General features: G+C 69.0%; 15 protein-coding genes. 6 read left to right on the forward strand and 9 right to left on the reverse strand.

What is annotated here, in order from left to right; genetic code table 11:
- Positions 1-307: 307 nt before the first annotated feature.
- A complete protein-coding gene (locus tag HZ992_RS16750; protein WP_209382966.1) occupies positions 308-922 on the reverse strand; it encodes a pyridoxamine 5'-phosphate oxidase family protein in 615 nt (204 codons plus the stop codon).
- A 76-nt stretch (positions 923-998) separates the two neighbouring features.
- Positions 999-1,547: a carboxymuconolactone decarboxylase family protein gene (locus HZ992_RS16755; RefSeq protein WP_209382967.1), complete on the reverse strand. Its 549-nt coding sequence runs from the start codon at positions 1,545-1,547 to the stop codon at positions 999-1,001.
- Positions 1,548-1,664: 117 nt separating this feature from the next.
- Between HZ992_RS16755 and HZ992_RS16760 the strand changes: the two genes are divergently transcribed.
- The gene (locus tag HZ992_RS16760) at positions 1,665-2,585 is read left to right on the forward strand and encodes a LysR family transcriptional regulator (RefSeq protein WP_209382968.1); all 921 of its coding nucleotides are present in this window, start codon (positions 1,665-1,667) and stop codon (positions 2,583-2,585) included.
- On the opposite strand, the gene HZ992_RS16765 is transcribed toward HZ992_RS16760, so the two are convergent.
- From HZ992_RS16765 to HZ992_RS16785, 5 genes are all read right to left on the reverse strand, one after another.
- Positions 2,582-3,061 (reverse strand): VOC family protein, encoded by a 480-nt coding sequence (locus HZ992_RS16765; protein ID WP_209382969.1) that lies wholly within the window; start codon positions 3,059-3,061, stop codon positions 2,582-2,584. The two genes, HZ992_RS16760 and HZ992_RS16765, sit on opposite strands and share 4 nt — an antisense overlap.
- Positions 3,062-3,173: 112 nt before the next feature.
- Positions 3,174-3,614: a CBS domain-containing protein gene (locus tag HZ992_RS16770; protein WP_209382970.1), complete on the reverse strand. Its 441-nt coding sequence runs from the start codon at positions 3,612-3,614 to the stop codon at positions 3,174-3,176.
- Positions 3,615-3,649: 35 nt separating this feature from the next.
- On the reverse strand, positions 3,650-4,705 hold the full coding sequence (locus tag HZ992_RS16775; RefSeq protein WP_209382971.1) for a 2-oxoacid:ferredoxin oxidoreductase subunit beta: 1,056 nt from the start codon (positions 4,703-4,705) through the stop codon (positions 3,650-3,652).
- The gene (locus HZ992_RS16780) at positions 4,702-6,522 is read right to left on the reverse strand and encodes a 2-oxoacid:acceptor oxidoreductase subunit alpha (protein ID WP_209382972.1); all 1,821 of its coding nucleotides are present in this window, start codon (positions 6,520-6,522) and stop codon (positions 4,702-4,704) included. Before HZ992_RS16780 ends, HZ992_RS16775 begins: the two co-directional genes overlap by 4 nt.
- The gene (locus tag HZ992_RS16785) at positions 6,519-8,363 is read right to left on the reverse strand and encodes an FAD-dependent oxidoreductase (RefSeq protein WP_209382973.1); all 1,845 of its coding nucleotides are present in this window, start codon (positions 8,361-8,363) and stop codon (positions 6,519-6,521) included. The genes HZ992_RS16780 and HZ992_RS16785 overlap by 4 nt, the downstream gene beginning before the upstream one ends.
- Before the next feature lie 296 nt (positions 8,364-8,659).
- Between HZ992_RS16785 and HZ992_RS16790 the strand changes: the two genes are divergently transcribed.
- Positions 8,660-9,280, forward strand: coding sequence for a glutathione S-transferase family protein (locus HZ992_RS16790; protein ID WP_209382974.1), 621 nt, complete (start codon positions 8,660-8,662; stop codon positions 9,278-9,280).
- A gap of 13 nt (positions 9,281-9,293) precedes the next feature.
- Positions 9,294-11,321, forward strand: a complete 2,028-nt coding sequence (locus HZ992_RS16795; RefSeq protein WP_209382975.1) for a putative bifunctional diguanylate cyclase/phosphodiesterase — start codon at positions 9,294-9,296, stop codon at positions 11,319-11,321.
- 13 nt (positions 11,322-11,334) lie between these two features.
- Here the strand turns inward: HZ992_RS16795 and HZ992_RS16800 are convergent, their stop codons facing one another.
- Positions 11,335-12,084: an MBL fold metallo-hydrolase gene (locus HZ992_RS16800; protein ID WP_209382976.1), complete on the reverse strand. Its 750-nt coding sequence runs from the start codon at positions 12,082-12,084 to the stop codon at positions 11,335-11,337.
- Positions 12,085-12,178: 94 nt separating this feature from the next.
- Between HZ992_RS16800 and HZ992_RS16805 the strand changes: the two genes are divergently transcribed.
- From HZ992_RS16805 to HZ992_RS16815, 3 genes are read left to right on the forward strand one after another with little or no spacing between them, the layout of a single operon-like run.
- A complete protein-coding gene (locus tag HZ992_RS16805; protein ID WP_209382977.1) occupies positions 12,179-13,741 on the forward strand; it encodes a hypothetical protein in 1,563 nt (520 codons plus the stop codon).
- A 13-nt stretch (positions 13,742-13,754) separates the two neighbouring features.
- Positions 13,755-14,966, forward strand: coding sequence for an esterase/lipase family protein (locus tag HZ992_RS16810; protein WP_245213073.1), 1,212 nt, complete (start codon positions 13,755-13,757; stop codon positions 14,964-14,966).
- The gene (locus HZ992_RS16815; RefSeq protein WP_209382979.1) at positions 14,963-15,283 is read left to right on the forward strand and encodes a hypothetical protein; all 321 of its coding nucleotides are present in this window, start codon (positions 14,963-14,965) and stop codon (positions 15,281-15,283) included. The genes HZ992_RS16810 and HZ992_RS16815 overlap by 4 nt, the downstream gene beginning before the upstream one ends.
- Here HZ992_RS16815 and HZ992_RS16820 read toward each other — a convergent pair.
- Positions 15,280-15,642: a hypothetical protein gene (locus HZ992_RS16820; protein WP_209382980.1), complete on the reverse strand. Its 363-nt coding sequence runs from the start codon at positions 15,640-15,642 to the stop codon at positions 15,280-15,282. The two genes, HZ992_RS16815 and HZ992_RS16820, sit on opposite strands and share 4 nt — an antisense overlap.
- Positions 15,643-15,745: the final 103 nt, after the last annotated feature.

Consider the following 15,745-nt stretch of genomic DNA (forward strand, 5'->3'; position numbering starts at 1 on the left):
GTTGTGCGATGGTCATCATTGTGCTTCAATGTGATGAACGAAGCCCAGCTTGCAAGCCTGATCGCGGCGAACAGCGATACCACCCGAAGCGGACTCACAAACAAAGTATAGTAAATCTTAATAAAATCAACTACTTACGTTCAAGTCACAATTTTTGACAAGTTAGATGTAACGTATTCGTAATGCGAAGGTCGGGAGTTCGACTCTTCTCACCGGCACCAATCCAGACCAGGGCCCGCCTCGCGCGGGCCCTGGTCTTTTTTGGGGCCGCCGCAGCGTGACCCGGCGCAGGCGGAGCCTTGCAGACTCAGCGCTCTCGCAAGCGTGCCACTTCGGCTTCCAGCGTGGCGATGCGCTGGTCGCGGTTCTCGATGGCGGCGCGCACGTCTGCCGCCTCGAAGCGCTGCGGAATGTGCTGCGGGCAATTCACGTCCCATGCCGTGACGCTGAAAAGCATCACCTGCTCGGGCCGCGCGCGATAGCCTGCCGGCATCAGTCGGCGAAGCAGCGCCTCGTCGCCCTCGACCACGCGGGCCGTGCCCCAGATCTTGATGCGGCGCTGGTTCGCGTAGTCGATGAGGAACAGATGCGCCTTCGTGTTCTCCTCGAGGTTGCCCTGCGTGATGTACTGGCGATTGCCGGCGAAATCCGCCATGCCGATCGTGTGATCGTCGAGCACTTTCAGGAAACCGGCCGGCCCGCCGCGGTGCTGGATGTAGGGCTGCCCCTGCGCATTCGCGGTCGCGAGAAAGACGCTGGTCTGCGCTTCGATCTCGGCCTTCAGTTCGGCCGTGATCGTCTGCTCCCAGGAGCCTTGGCGTTCCATGCGCTCGTACGAGGCACGCGAACCCTTGCGACCCTGAATGGCCTTCACGGTGTCGGTGAACGCCACATCGCTGGCGTAGTTCAGTGTTCGATCCATGGTCACGACTCCGATGGGCCCGGCCCGCGAGGCGATCGTCCGGGCGACGATGGCCCCGCGGTACAGGCTTCCAGTTTCAGGCGGCCAGCGCCTGCGCCAGCGGGAAGTCGATTTCGGTCTTCGCGACTTCGTTGATGTAGTTGGTCCAGGTGTTCAGCGCGACGTGCTGGACGATCTCGACGATCTGCGCGTCGTCGTAACCCGCCATGCGCACGGCCTGCAGGTCGGTGTCGGACACGTGCCCGCGCTCGCGGACCACCTTGGCCGCGAAGCGCACCGCCGCATCGGCCTTCGGGTCGAGCGAGCCACCGTGGCGGTTGGCGGCGATTTCGGCCTCGCTGAGCTTTGCCAGGTTCTTGCCCAGGGCGGTGTGGGCCGACAGGCAGTAGTTGCAGCCATTGATCTGCGCCACCGCCAGCGCGATTCGCTCGCGGGTGGGTGCCGGCAGGCTGCCCTTGGCCAGGGCACCGGACATGCCGAGGTAGCCCTCCAGCGCGGCCGGGCTGTTGGCGACGAGGCGGAACAGGTTCGGCACGACGCCGATCTGCTTGTGCACGGCTTCGAGCAGCGGCTTCGCCAATGCGGGGGCGGCGTCGATGCTCGCGGGGGTGGGAATACGGGGCATGGTGTGGACTCCAGGGGTGGGTTGAGCCGGTGCAATCCGGTGAAGGAGACTGTAGATATTCCCGCCCAAGCCAACTAGACTGACAAAATGTGAATCTTCCTCTCGATTCTCGGAACAATGGATCGCCTCGAAGCCATGTCGGTGTTCGCTGCAATCGTGGATGGCGGCAGCCTGTCGGCGGCCGGCCGGCGCCTCGCGGTGCCCCTGGCCACGGTGAGCCGCAAGCTCGCGGACCTGGAGGCGCACCTGAAGACGCGCCTCATCACGCGCTCGACCCGCAAGCTCGTGCTGACCGACGCGGGGCGCGACTACCTGGAAGCCTGCCGGCAGATCCTCGAGCAGGTCGACGAGGCCGAGCGCGCCGCTTCGGGTGCCTACGCGAAGGTCAAGGGCCGGCTCGTGGTGGCGGCACCGATCGTGTTCGGCCGATTGCACGTGGTGCCGCTGGCCGCCGCATTCCTCGAAGACCACCCCGAGGTCGACATCCAGCTCCGCCTGGGTGACCGCAACGTCAACCTGATCGAGGAGCATGTCGACCTGGCCTTTCGCATCGGCACCTTGCCCGACAGCAACCTGGTCGCGACCCCGCTCGGGGCCATCCGCCGCGTGGTGTGCGCGAGCCCCGCCTACCTGCAGCGATTCGGCATCCCGCAGACGCTCGACGAGCTCGCGGCCCACCGATGCATCAGCTTCGACGGCCTGGACGCCGCCAGCGCCTGGACCTTCGTCGGCGACAACGGAGACAAGCGGCAGGTCGCCGTCCACTCGCGCCTGACCGTCTCGACCGCCGATGCGGCCATCGCGGCATCGAGCCTCGGCCTGGGCCTGACCCGCGTGCTTTCCTATCAGGTGGCCGATGCCTTGCGCGACGGCCGGCTCGTCCGCGTGCTTGCAGATGCCGAACCGCCCGCGGTGCCAGCCAGCCTGATCCATCCCGGCCAGGGCAGGCTGCCGATGAAGGCCCGGGCCTTCATCGACTTCGCGGCCGGGCGGATCCGGGAGCAGCTTCAGACGCTCGACGAAGCCGCTGGCAACTAGCCCGCGAAGGCCTTCTCCAATGCGGCGATGTCGAACTTCACCATGCTCATCATCGCCTGCGCCACGCGGGCCGCAGCCGCACGATCAGGTGCGCTCATCATGCGGCCCATCGCGCTGGGCACGATCTGCCAGCACAGGCCGTAGCGGTCGCGAAGCCAGCCGCACTGCTCGGCCGTGCCGCCTTCGAGCAGCGCGTCCCAGTAGCGGTCGATCTCGGCCTGGCTGTCGCAGTTCACGACGAAGGACACGGCGTGGTTGAACGGGTCCAGCGGGCCGGCGCTCATGGCAACGAAGGCCTGGCCGAACAGTTCGAACTCGACCACTTTCACCGAGCCCGGCGGCCCGCTGGGCGACTCGACGGGCATCGCGTTCACCGCGATGACGCGGGACTGCGGAAAGATGCCGGCGTAGAACGCAGCGGCCTCGTCGGCCTTCTCGGCGTACCAGAGAAAGGGCGTGATCTTCTGGATCTTCATGGCGGGCCTCCTGTGCCGGTCGCTGCGGGGTGGTCGCGGCCAGGGGCACCGCATTCCCCACGACGAACGGCGCACCGCCGTTTCGACACCCCGGCACGGATGCCGCGAACGCTCAACCCAGCGAGTCGTTCACCTGCTCGTTGAACTCGGCCAGGCTCACCGCCGTGCCGATCTCGCGCGGCAGCGCATCGCGCACCGAGAACACGCCGAGGATGTGGCCGCCCTCGCCCACCACCGGCAGGTGGCGGAAGCCGCGCTCGATCATGATGAGCACCGCGTCGGCCACCTTGGTGTCGGGCTTGATGCACTGCGGGTGCGGCGTCATCACGCTGGACAGCGGCGTCTTGGCCGGGTCGAGCGCCTTGGCCAGCACGCGCGTCATCAGGTCGCGCTCGGTGACGATGCCCAGCATGGTGCTGGCCGCGTCGATCACCAGCACGCTGCCACAGCCGGCCTTGGTCATCACGCAGGCCGCCTCGTGCACGGTGGCCGCGGGGCCCAGGCTGACGAGGAGACGACGCGGCATCGATTGGAAGACGGTGCGTTCGGTCATGGTGCAACTCCTGCCGGGTTCGTGGGCGCGGCGGGTCAGCGCAGCGCCGCGTTGATCTTCTCCAGCGCCGCGGCGCCGGGGCACAGCCTGTCCGGCCCGAGCGAGGCCAGTGGCACGGCGCAGGTGTTCAGCGCCGTGTGCAGGTCGGTGGCCAGCGGGTCGAGGTAGAGCAGCCCGGTGACCACCTCGCCATGCGCCGCGTGCTGGTGCATGTAGTTCATGGCGGCATAGCGGTCAGTCGGGTCGTGGTCGGCGTGCAGCTTGCGCAGCCGCAACAGCGAGCCGTCATGGTTGGTGACTTCGACCAGCTCGCCCGGCGCGTACTCGGCGGTGATCTCCTGCCCCGGCGTGATGAAGTCGATGCGGCTCACCGCGTCGTTGTGCTGGCGCACGTAGTCGTAGCTCTTGGTGCTGCCGCCGTGGTTGTTGAAGGTGACGCAGGGGCTGATGACGTCGATGAAGGCCGCGCCGCCGTGTGCCATCGCGCCCTTGATCAGCGGCACCAGCTGCGCCTTGTCGCCCGAGAAGCTGCGTGCCACGTAGGTGGCGCCGAGCTGCAGCGCCAGGCCGACGAGGTCCACCGGGCTGTCGTTGTTGACCACGCCCTTCTTGCTCTTGCTGCCCTGGTCGGCGGTGGCCGAGAACTGGCCCTTGGTCAACCCGTAGACGCCGTTGTTCTCGACGATGTAGGCCATGCGCACGCCGCGGCGCATCGCGTTGGCGAACTGGCCCAGGCCGATCGAGGCCGAGTCGCCGTCGCCCGACACGCCCAGGTAGAGCAGCTCGCGATTCGCCAGGTTGGCGCCGGTCAGCACCGAGGGCATGCGGCCGTGCACGGTGTTGAAGCCGTGCGAGGCACCGAGAAAGTAGTCCGGCGTCTTCGAGCTGCAGCCGATGCCCGACAGCTTGGCGACGCGGTGCGGCTCGATGTCGAGCTCCCAGCAGGCCTGGATGATCGCTGCCGAGATCGAGTCGTGCCCGCAGCCTGCGCACAGCGTCGAGATGCGGCCTTCGTAGTCGCGCCGCGTGTAGCCGACCTTGTTGGTCTGCAGCGTCGGATGGTGCAGGCGGGGTTTCGCGATGAAGGTCATGCGTACTCCTTGTGCCAGACCATGTTCTTGCGGATCGCACCGGCGATGAAACGCGCGGTGATCGGCGTGCCGTCGTAGTGCAGCACGCGCACCAGGCGCGCCGGGTCGATGTCGAGTTCGTTGACCAGCATCGAGTGCATCTGCGCGTCGCGGTTCTGCTCGACCACGAACACCTTCTCGTGCGCTGCGATGAACTCGGGCACGGATTCCGGGAACGGGAAGGCGCGCAGCCGCAGGCCGTCCAGGTGCACGCCCTCGGCCTGCAGCACGTCCAGCGCCTCGTGCATCGCCGGGCTGGTCGAGCCGAAATAGATCACGCCGAAGCGCGTGGGCTGGGAGGCAGGGCGATGCACCGGCTGAGGCACCAGCGCCGCCGCGGTGCGGAACTTGCGCAGCAGCCGCTCCATGTTGTAGACGTAGTCCGTGCCGCGCTCGGAGTAGCGCGCGTACGGATCGCGCGTGGTGCCGCGGGTGAAGAAGGCGCCCTTGGTGGGGTGCGTGCCGGGCAGCGTGCGCCAGGGGATGCCGTCGCCGTCGACATCCTTGTAGCGGCCGAAATCCTTGCCCGCCTCGAGCTCCTCGCGCGTCATCACCTTGCCGCGGTCGTAGCTGCGCGCGTCATCCCACACGAAGGGCTTGCACAGGCGCTGGTTCATGCCGATGTCCAGATCGGTCATGACGAAGATCGGCGTCTGCAGGCGATCGGCCAGGTCGAGCGCCGCAGCCGAGTGCTCGAAGCACTCGTGCGGATCCTGCGGCAGCAGCAGCACGTGCTTGGTGTCGCCGTGCGAGGCGTAGGCGCAGGCGATCAGGTCCGACTGCTGCGTGCGCGTGGGCATGCCGGTGGACGGGCCGCCGCGCTGCACGTCGATGATGGTCACCGGCACCTCGGCGAAATAGGCCAGGCCGATGAACTCGGTCATCAGCGAGACGCCCGGCCCGGAGGTCGCGGTGAAGGCGCGCGCGCCGTTCCAGCCGGCGCCCACCACCATACCGATCGAGGCCAGCTCGTCTTCGGCCTGCACGATCGCGAAACGGTGCTGGCCGGTGGACGCTTCGACGCGGAACTTGTGGCAGTACTTCTCGAAGGCCTCGGGAATCGACGACGAAGGCGTGATCGGGTACCAGGCCGCCACCGTGGCGCCGCCGTAGATCAGGCCCAGCGCGGCGGCGCTGTTGCCGTCGGTGAAGATCTGGTCACCGACGCGATCGGCGCGGCGCATGCGCAGGCCCAGCGGGCACGGCAGGTGCGCGAGCGCGTAGTCGCGGCCGAGGTGCAGCGCCTTCATGTTGGCGTCGAGCAGGCGCTCCTTGCCGCGGTACTGCTCGGCGAACAGCTTCTCGAACACGCCGTCCTCCATGTCGAGCAGCGCCGCCAGCGCGCCGATGTAGGCGATGTTCTTGAACAGCTGGCGCTGCCGCGGGTCGGCGTAGGCCTCGTTGACGATTTCCGTCAGCGGCACGCCGAGCACGTGCACGCCTTCGGGGAAACGATCCGGCGGGATCGGCCGCGTGCTGTCGTAGAGCAGGTAGCCGCCGGGCTCGATCTCGGCCATGTCGGTGTCCCAGGTCTGCGGGTTCATCGCCACCATCATGTCGACGCCGCCGCGCCGCCCGTGGTAGCCCTTCTCGCAGACGCGCGCCTCGTACCAGGTCGGCAGGCCCTGGATGTTGCTCGGGAAGATGTTGCGCGGGCTGACCGGCACGCCCATGCGCATCACCGCCTTGGCGAACAGCTCGTTGGCCGAGGCCGAGCCGGAGCCGTTGACGTTGGCGAACTTGATGACGAAGTCGTTGACCGCTTCGATGCGCTTCATAGGGTCTCCGTGGCGGCGGCGCTGCGCGCCGGTGCGGCCTGGCTGTCGCGGCAACCGGGGCCGGCCTTGGTGGTGTCGAGCAGGAACTTCTGCATGTCCCAGGCACCGGTCGGGCAGCGCTCGGCACACAGGCCGCAGTGCAGGCAGACGTCTTCGTCCTTGACCATCACGCGGCCCGTCTTCAGCGTGGTCGAGACGTACAGGTCCTGCGCCAGGTTGCCAGCCGGCGCCTTCAGCCGGGTGCGCAGCTCGCCTTCGGGGCCGTCGGCGGTGAAGCTGATGCAGTCCATCGGACAGATGTCGACGCAGGCATCGCACTCGATGCAGGTGTCGCGGTTGAAGACGGTCTGCACGTCGCAGTTCAGGCAGCGGCTGGCCTCCTTGAAGGCCGTGGCCTCGTCGAAGCCCAGCTCCACCTCGATGCGGATGCTCGCCAGCGCCCGTTCGGCTTCCGCCCACGGCACCTTGAAGCGCGGGTCGAGCGAGACGTCGTTGTGGTATCGCCACTCGTGGATGCCCATCTTCTGCGACATCAGGTTGCTCATCGGCGGCGGGCGCTGCGCGACGTCCTCTCCGTGAAGGAAACGGTCGATCGACACGGCCGCCTCGTGGCCGTGGGCGACGGCGGTGATGATGTTCTTCGGGCCGAAGGCCGCATCGCCGCCGAAGAAGACCTGCGGCAGCGTGGCCTGGAAGGTCTGTGCGTCGAGCACGGGCATGCCATGGCGGTCGAACTCGATGCCGCAGTCGCGTTCGATCCAGGGGAAGGCGTTCTCCTGGCCGATGGCCACCAGCACGGTGTCGCAGGGCACGTAGACATCGGGTTCGCCGGTGGGCACCAGGCTGCGCCGGCCCTTGTCGTCGTACACGGCGCTGACCTTCTCGAAGGTCATGCCCTGGATGCGGCCCTGCGTGTGCCGCACGCTCTTGGGCACGTGGAAGTTGAGGATCTCGATGCCTTCGTGCTGCGCGTCTTCCTTCTCCCAGGGCGAGGCCTTCATCTCCTCGAAGCCGCTGCGCACGATCACCTTCACGTCACGGCCGCCCAGGCGCTTGGCCGAGCGGCAGCAGTCCATCGCGGTGTTTCCGCCGCCGAGCACGATGACACGCTCACCCACGCTCGTGATGTGGCCGAACGACACCGAAGCCAGCCAGTCGATGCCGATGTGGATGGCCGCTGCCGCCTCGGCGCGGCCCGGCACGTCGAGTTCGCGCCCGCGGGGCGCGCCGCAGCCGACGAACACCGCGTCGTAGCCCTGCCCGAGCAGGGCCTGCATCGACTCGATGCGCTGGCCGCTGCGGAAGTCGACGCCGAGGTCGAGCACCTGTGCGGTTTCTTCGTCGATCACCGACTCGGGCAGGCGAAAGCGCGGGATCTGCGAGCGCATGAAGCCACCCGCCTTCGCCTCGCCGTCGAACACGGTGACGTCATAACCCAGCGGCGCGAGGTCGCGCGCCACCGTCAGCGAGGCCGGCCCGGCGCCGATGCAGGCCACCCGCTTGCCGTTGCGCGACGCGACGGCCGGCATCCGCGCGCGCACGTCGCCCTTGTGGTCGGCGGCCACGCGCTTGAGCCGGCAGATCGCCACCGGTTCCGGATGTTCGCCGTTGTTCTCCTCGACCCGCCCACGCCGGCAGGCCGGCTCGCAGGGTCGGTCGCAAGTGCGGCCGAGCACGCCGGGGAAGACGTTCGACACCCAGTTGATCATGTAGGCGTCGGCGTAGCGGCCCTGCCCGATCAGCCGGATGTACTCCGGCACGGGGGTGTGGGCCGGACACGCCCACTGGCAGTCGACGACCTTGTGGAAGTAGGACGGACCTGCGCTGTCGGTGCGTTGCACTCTCGTCTCCTCGGGCTGCACGCGCCTGTCATCGATGAGCCCAGGCGGCCTGCAGTCTAAGCACGGCACCTCGAAGCGGGACCCCGGGGGAACGCGGAATCGAGCGTCTGTCTGTCCCAGGTCAAGCCGGCAGGCCGATCCTGCCCGGTCCGTGGCGGGCGTGCGCCACGGGACTTGCGCGTCACACCAGCGTGCATTACTGCGCTGCCACAGCGACGATCCGGTTCCAACCCGGGCCGGAAATGCCGTAATGTCAAATGATCGCATCTCCGGCAGATATTCGTTCTGCCATCACGATGGACACGCTGTACTACACGGTAGGCTCGGGCAACAGTTTCAAACCCGCGCTGGTTCTGCGCCAGACGGGCCGAAGCTGCGCGATGCGCGGCATCGACGTCCTGGCCGGCCAGACGCGCCAGCCCGAGTTCCTCGCCATCAACCCGCGCGGCCAGGTGCCCTACCTGGTGACGGCCGGCGGCGTCGGCCTGGGCGAATCCAACGCGATCGCCTGGTACCTGGCCGAAGGCACGCCGCTGATGCCCGCCGACCCGCTGTCGCGCGCCCAGGCGCTGCAGTGGATGATCTTCGAGCAGACCTCGTTGGAGCCGAACATCTCGCCGGCGCGCTTCTTCATCCACATCCTGCCCGCGCAGCGGGCAGAGCACGCGGCCGACATCGAACGCTGGCAGGCGGCCGGCCACCGCGCCCTGCAGGTACTCGACACCTACCTGGCAACACGGCAGTACATCACCGACCAAGGCTACAGCGTGGCCGACATCGCCGTCTACGGCTACACGCACCTGGCCGCCGAGGGCGGCTTCGAACTGGCACGCTATCCCGCGGTGCAGCGCTGGATGGAGCGGGTGCGGGCTTCGGCGAACTACGCCGACGTGGCCACGCTGCTGCCGGCCGTCTGAGCGCAGCCGGCTCATGAACACGTTGCCACCGCAGGCGAGCCTGCCCTCGTTTCCGGGCGAAGACGAGGCCTATGCGGCGCTCAACCTGATCGGCCAGCCGGTCTGGATCTTCGACATCGACCACCGCCGCGTGCACTGGGCCAATGCCGGGGCGCTGCAGGTGTGGGACGCGCCGAGCCTGGCCGCTCTGCGTGGCCGCGACATGGGCAGCGACATGTCGGAGTCGGTGGCGCGGCGGCTGGCCCAGTACCAGAGCGACTTCGTCAGCCACGGCGCGGTCTTCCACGAACAGTGGACGCTCTACCCGGGCGGCAATCCGGTGTCGCTGAACGTGAGCTTCAGCGGCCATCCGCTGGCCGACGGACGCATGGCCATGCTGTGCGAGGGCCGCATGGCCGGCAGCGACTCGCCGGAGTCGCTGCGCTCGGTGGAGGCGCTGCTGCACACCGCCGTCATGATCACGCTGTACGCCGCCGACGGCACGCCGCTGTACCGCAACCCGGCGGCCCGCGAGGCCGTGCGCAGCCCCACCGAGACGCTGCAGGATCGGGTCGCCGACGCGCCGCTGTTCGCCTCGCTGAGCAAGCGGCTGCAGGCCGAAGGCATCGCCACGCTGACGCTGCCGGTGCACACGGCGCGCGGCGCGCGCTGGCACGAACTGTCGGCGCGCGCCTGCCGCGACGCCGCCACCGGCGCCGATGCGCTGCTGGTCAGCGAAGCCGACGTCACGCTGCTCAAGGAGAGCGAGGCACAGGCCAGCTACCTCGCCTCGCACGACTCGCTGACCGGTCTGCCCAACCGCAGCAACGTGCGCCAGCATTTCGCGCTCGCCGTGCGCGACCTGCAGTCTTCGGGGGGCCAGGCCGCGCTGGTCGTCATCGACCTCGATCACTTCAAGAACGTCAACGACACGCTCGGCCATGCCGTCGGCGACGAGCTGCTGATCGAGGTGTCCAAGCGGCTGCGGGCCGCGGTGCGTCGCGGCGACCTGGTGTCGCGCTTCGGCGGCGACGAGTTCCTGCTGCTGGTCGCTTCGCACGACATCGAGGCCGAGGTCGGCCGCATCCACCAGCGCATCAAGCAGACGGTGTCGGAGCCGATCGCCATCGGCGGCACCAGCGTGCGCGTGACGGCGACGCTGGGCGTGAGCCTGTTCCCGCGCGACGGCACCGATTTCGAGACGCTGCTTCGCAGCGCCGACCTGGCGATGTATTCGGCCAAGGAGGGCGGGCGCGACGCGCTGGCCTTCTACGAGGCCTCGATGTCGCATGCGTTGCGCGCCCGCACCGAACTCGAGAGCGACCTGCGCCAGGCCCTCGAGCAACGCGCCTTCGAAGTGCACTATCAACCACGCGTGTCGGTGGCGACCCATCGCATCGTCGGCGCCGAGGCGCTGGTGCGCTGGCGGCACCCGACGCGCGGCATGATCCCGCCGGTCGAGTTCATCCCGCTGTGCGAGAGCTCGGGCCTGATCCGCGAACTCGGCCGCCAGGTGTTCGACCAGGTCACCCACCAGGTGGCCCGCTGGGCCGAGCAGGGCCATGCGCTGGTCGTTTCGGTGAACATGTCCTCGCGCGAGTTCTCCGACGACAGCGTGCCGCAGCAGCTGGCGATGGCGCTGGACGCGGCGCGATGCGACCCGGCGCTGCTGCAGATCGAGATCACCGAGTCCATGCTGCTGGGCAGCGACGAGCGGCCGCTGGAAACGCTGCGTGCGATCGCCGCGATCGGCATGTCGATCGCGCTCGACGACTTCGGCACCGGCTACTCCAACCTGGCCTATCTGCGCCGCTTCCCGATCCAGACGCTGAAGATCGACCGATCCTTCATCCAGGGCCTGAGCGAGAACCGTGCGCTCGCCGACCTCATCGTCGAGCTGTGCCGGCTGATGAACCTCACCGCCGTGGCCGAGGGTGTCGAGACCGACGAGCAGCTGCAATGGGTGACCGAACGCGGCATCGCCCAGTACCAGGGCTACCTGTTCGCGCGGCCACTGCCGCCGCGCGAGTTCGAGGACCTGCTTCAGCGCAACGCGGCCTGAGCCGCTCGGACGCTCAGCCCTGCGGGCTCTCGGTCATGCGGCCGCAGTAGGCCTGCATCTGCTCGGGCAGGTCGTCGGGGCACACGCCGCACAGGCGATTGCCCGGCAGCGCATGGTCGATGAACTTCGGGTACGGCAGTTTCAGCCCGGCCATGATCTGCTCGAACTCGGCCAGTGTGCGGCCCTGCCCGAGACGCGGGTTGCGCGCCTTCTCCTGGCCTATCGACGACACCTGGCGCCCCTGGTAGTCGTGGCCGGGGTAGACGAGTTGCTCGTCAGGCAGCGCGAACAGCTTCCCGTGCACGCTGCGGTACAGCTCGGCGGCGCTGCCGTTCTGGAAGTCGGTGCGGCCGCAGCCGTCGATCAGCAGGGCATCGCCGGTGAACACCCGCTCGCCCAGCAGGTAGGCGAAATGCGAATCGGTGTGGCCCGGCGTGTGCAGTGCCTGGATCGCAAGGCTGCCCACCGGAAGTGGCACGCCCTCGACGACGCCGATGTCGACGCAGGGCAGGCGCTCCATCGCCGGCGCCGCGATGCGGCAGCCGGTGCGCTCCTTCAGGTGCAGCGCGCCGGTGATGTGGTCGGCATGCAGATGCGTGTCGAGCGTGCAGGCCAGCGTCAGGCCGAGGCGCTGCAGCTCGGCGAGGTCGCGGTCGATGCTGTTGACGACCGGGTCGATGAGCACGGCCTGCCCGGTGGCCTCGCACCCAAGCAGGTAGGTGAAGGTGCTCGACAGCGGTTCGAAGAGTTGTCGAAAGATCATGGTGCGCTCCGCGTGAGCTCCGATTCTGGCAGTCGGTGGCCGGTGCAGACCATCCCGGTGCAATACTGGTCGGGCGACACCCGAGGGCCGCACCATGGACTACTCCACCGGCAAGCTCGCGTTCATCTTCATCGTGGCCACGCTGCTGGCCGCGGTGTTCGCGCTGCTGCTCGCCCGCCGCTACCGCCACGCGATGCGCACGCTGATGAGTGCACCGGCCACCGCCGTGGCATCCGGCGCAGACGTGCGCCTGGCCGCACCGGGCCCTCCGGCGCGAATCGGCCTGGCCGACAACCGGCGTGCCGGCTGGCGCGTCACCGCGCTGCTGGTGGGGATGTCGGCGCTGATCTCGTTCTCCAGTGCGTGGCTGTTCCTGTCCGTCGCGATGGCGAAGGAGGACATCCTCACGCCGGCACGCCTGATCGTGCTGGGACTGCTCAACCTGTGGCCGGTGATCCCGGCGCTGGGCCTGCTGTGGCGCTGGTCCCGCGCGCGAATGCTCGGCGCATTGGCGCTGTGGCTCGTTGCCAGCCTGGCGCTGATGGCCTGGCGATCCATCGAGGCGCAGCCGCTGTCCACCATGATGCTGTACCTGGGCAGCGAGATCGGCGTGCCGATGCTGTTCATCGCCGCGCTGTGCCTGGGCGGCGCCACGCGTGCCATCGCGCCCTGGCTGCTGCCGCTGCTGCTGGTGCTGGTGTGGGCGTCGATCGGCGGGGTCGACCTGCTGGCCTGGATCGTCGCGGCGCGCAGCGACTGGCTGAAGGCCATGCCGGGCTGGCTGAACGCCTATGTGGTGATGCTCGGCTTCGTCGTCGCACCCTGGCTGATCGCCTGGTGGCCGGCACGCCAGCTCGGCCGCTGGCTGGGCGCGGCCTACACGCGCAAGTGGCTGTCCGAGCTCATCGTGCTGTTCACCGCGGTGTGGGGCATCGTGCTGCTGATGCGCGCGCTCGGCGCCGGCGGCGACATGGGCCTGGCCGCCGCAGTGATGCTGCTGCCGCTGGCCTGGGTTCCGCTGACGATGGCGATCGCCGGCCGCCAGGCCACGCCCCCCGGCCGGCCGCCGACGCTGCTGGTGCTGCGCGTGTTCCAGCGCGACGCGCAGGTGCAGGCACTGTTCGACGACGTGGTGGAGCGCTGGCGCCTCACCGGCAACACCGTGCTGATCGCCGGCACCGACCTGGTCGAGCGCACCATCGACGCCAGCGACATCTTCAGCTTCATCGACGGCCGCCTCGCCGAGCGCTTCATCCGCCATCCTTCGGAGGTGAACGCGCGCGTGGCCGGCTTCGATCTGCAGCGCGACGCCGACGGCCGCCATCGCATCAACGAGGTCTACTGCCACGACAGCACCTGGCAGCAGGCGCTCGACGCGCTGGTGGCCGGCAGCGACGTGGTGCTGATGGACCTGCGCAGCTTCAAGACGCACAACCGCGGCTGCCGCCATGAACTGGGCGTGCTGGCACGCGCGCCGCGCCTGGGCCGGGTGGTGGTGTTGACCGATGGCGACACCGACCGCGATGAAGCCGCGGCTGCCACCGCCGACGCGCCGCCAGGTCGCTTCGTCTGGATCGACAGTTCGCGCGTGAATGCCGCCAAACGCCGCGAGGTGCTCGCCGCGCTGTTCGTCGCCGATACTGCGCCGACCCCTTGAACCCGGAATGCCAATGATCTCTCCCTCGAACAAGCCGACCAAGGGCGCCGACCTGCGCGGCGCCGCGCGCCTGGCCACCGACGCGACGGCCGGCCTGACCAACCTGGTCGAGGCGATGCACGAGCGCATCGCACGGCTGCCGGGCACCGGCGGCACGCTGGACGGGCGCACGGGAGGCATCAGCGGGCTGGTCTACAAGACGATCCGCGGCGTCACGCGCGTGGCCGGCGGCAGCATCGAGGCGCTGCTCGGCTTGCTGGCGCCGGCGCTGGGCAGCTACACCGAGGGCCGCGAGCGCGATGCGATCGTCGCGGCGCTCAACGGCGTGCTTGGCGACTACCTCGTGGCCACCGGCAACCCGCTGGCTACGCCGATGGAACTGCGCCACGCCGGCCGGGCTCTGACGCTGGAGCGTGAAGCGCTGGCCGGCGCCCTGCCCGCAGCCGGCGGCCGGCTCGCGGTGCTGGTGCACGGCCTGTGCATGAACGACCTGCAATGGCAGCGCGACGGCCACGACCACGGCGCCGCGCTGGCGCGCGAGCTCGGTTACACGCCGGTCTACCTTCGCTACAACAGCGGCCTGCACGTCTCGATCAACGGCCGCGCCTTTGGTCAGCAGCTCGCCCGCCTGATCGACGCCTGGCCGCAGCCGCTGCAGCGCGTGGCGGTGATCGGCCACAGCATGGGCGGGCTGGTGGCACGCAGCGCGCTGCACTACGCCACGCAGGCGCAGCAGCCCTGGGTGCAGCGGCTCGACGACCTGTTCTTCCTCGGCACGCCGCACCACGGCGCGCCGCTGGAGCGTGCCGGCCACTGGGTCGACCTGGTGCTCGGCGCCACGCCCTACGCGGCGCCGTTTGCGCGGCTGGGCAAGGTGCGCAGTGCCGGCATCACCGACCTTCGCCACGGCCACCTGCTCGACGAGGACTGGGTCGGCCGCGACCGCTTCGCCCGCGGCGGCGACCATCGCCAGCCGGTGCTGCTGCCCGACACGCTGCGCTGCTATGCGCTGGCGGCAAGTCTGGGCGCGCAGGGCGGCACGCTCAAGGAGCGGCTGCTCGGTGACGGCCTGGTGCCGCTTGACAGCGCGCTGGGCCAGCACAAGGACCCGGCGCGCGTGCTGAGCTTCCCGCCCGAGAGGCAATGGGTCGGCTACGGCATGAACCACCTCGACCTGCTCGGCCGCCCGGAGGTCTACGCGAAGCTGAAGGAGTGGCTGGCTTGAGACGAGCACTGTGCACCCTGGCGCTGCTGGCCGCGTTGCCGCTGCGCGCCGACGACGACCCGGCCAAGTCACTGCAGTTCGTCGAGGACTTCGCAGCCAGCTGCGTGTCGCGCAACGGCGTGCAGATCCAGGTGAAGAACACGCACCCGACGCGCAGGCTCCGCGTCTGGCTCGACCGCTTCCACATGGGTGTGGCCACCGCGGACCGCTCGCGCTCCGATCTGGCCCCGGGCGCCGACCCCGAGCCGCTGGGCTGCTCACGCACCGACACCGGAGCGCAGGAGTGGCGCGTGGTGCGCGCGATCTGGCTTGACTAGAAGCAGGGCTCCTGCAGCTTCATCCGGCAGCTCCACATGAAGCGCTCGGCGCCGTTCTTCGTCGAGCGGCGGAAGGTCGCCGTGGCCTCGTTGGAGATCGCGTCGGGCAGCGGCACCGCCAGCGGCGCGCCGGTGGAGTTGGTGTAGAAGTTCAGGAAGCAGGTGCGCTCGGGCTCGCACAGCCGGGCCACCTGGCGCGCATAGGCCTCGGTGTCCTTCTCCAGCGCCGCCGGCACGATGACCAGGCGCACCAGGCCCTGCTGCCCGGCCACCGCCCAGGGTTCGTCGGCAGCGAAGGCGCTGGCAGCGGCCGACAGGGCCAGCGCCACGGAGATTCGGGCACGAAGGGCTTTGTTCATCGCGCCATGGTAGGCCCTTCGCGCCTCGTGGGAAACGCGGATGCCGTTGCACCGCCACAGGAGCACCATCGAAGCGTCGCGATTGCGCACCCCTTCAGGAGAC

Origin of the sequence: Rhizobacter sp. AJA081-3, assembly GCF_017795745.1 — a bacterium.
Lineage (GTDB): Bacteria > Pseudomonadota > Gammaproteobacteria > Burkholderiales > Burkholderiaceae_C > Piscinibacter.

What these genes read in the sequence shown, in the direction of transcription:
- HZ992_RS16760 (WP_209382968.1), top strand. Translation starts at nt 1,665, where the DNA reads ATGGATCGCCTCGAAGCCATGTCGGTGTTCGCTGCAATCGTGGATGGC.
- HZ992_RS16775 (WP_209382971.1), bottom strand. Translation starts at nt 4,705, where the DNA reads ATGACCTTCATCGCGAAACCCCGCCTGCACCATCCGACGCTGCAGACC.
- HZ992_RS16770 (WP_209382970.1), bottom strand. Translation starts at nt 3,614, where the DNA reads ATGACCGAACGCACCGTCTTCCAATCGATGCCGCGTCGTCTCCTCGTC.
- HZ992_RS16765 (WP_209382969.1), bottom strand. Translation starts at nt 3,061, where the DNA reads ATGAAGATCCAGAAGATCACGCCCTTTCTCTGGTACGCCGAGAAGGCC.
- HZ992_RS16805 (WP_209382977.1), top strand. Translation starts at nt 12,179, where the DNA reads ATGGACTACTCCACCGGCAAGCTCGCGTTCATCTTCATCGTGGCCACG.
- HZ992_RS16755 (WP_209382967.1), bottom strand. Translation starts at nt 1,547, where the DNA reads ATGCCCCGTATTCCCACCCCCGCGAGCATCGACGCCGCCCCCGCATTG.
- HZ992_RS16750 (WP_209382966.1), bottom strand. Translation starts at nt 922, where the DNA reads ATGGATCGAACACTGAACTACGCCAGCGATGTGGCGTTCACCGACACC.
- HZ992_RS16790 (WP_209382974.1), top strand. Translation starts at nt 8,660, where the DNA reads ATGGACACGCTGTACTACACGGTAGGCTCGGGCAACAGTTTCAAACCC.
- HZ992_RS16780 (WP_209382972.1), bottom strand. Translation starts at nt 6,522, where the DNA reads ATGAAGCGCATCGAAGCGGTCAACGACTTCGTCATCAAGTTCGCCAAC.
- HZ992_RS16810 (WP_245213073.1), top strand. Translation starts at nt 13,755, where the DNA reads ATGATCTCTCCCTCGAACAAGCCGACCAAGGGCGCCGACCTGCGCGGC.
- HZ992_RS16795 (WP_209382975.1), top strand. Translation starts at nt 9,294, where the DNA reads ATGAACACGTTGCCACCGCAGGCGAGCCTGCCCTCGTTTCCGGGCGAA.
- HZ992_RS16820 (WP_209382980.1), bottom strand. Translation starts at nt 15,642, where the DNA reads ATGAACAAAGCCCTTCGTGCCCGAATCTCCGTGGCGCTGGCCCTGTCG.
- HZ992_RS16800 (WP_209382976.1), bottom strand. Translation starts at nt 12,084, where the DNA reads ATGATCTTTCGACAACTCTTCGAACCGCTGTCGAGCACCTTCACCTAC.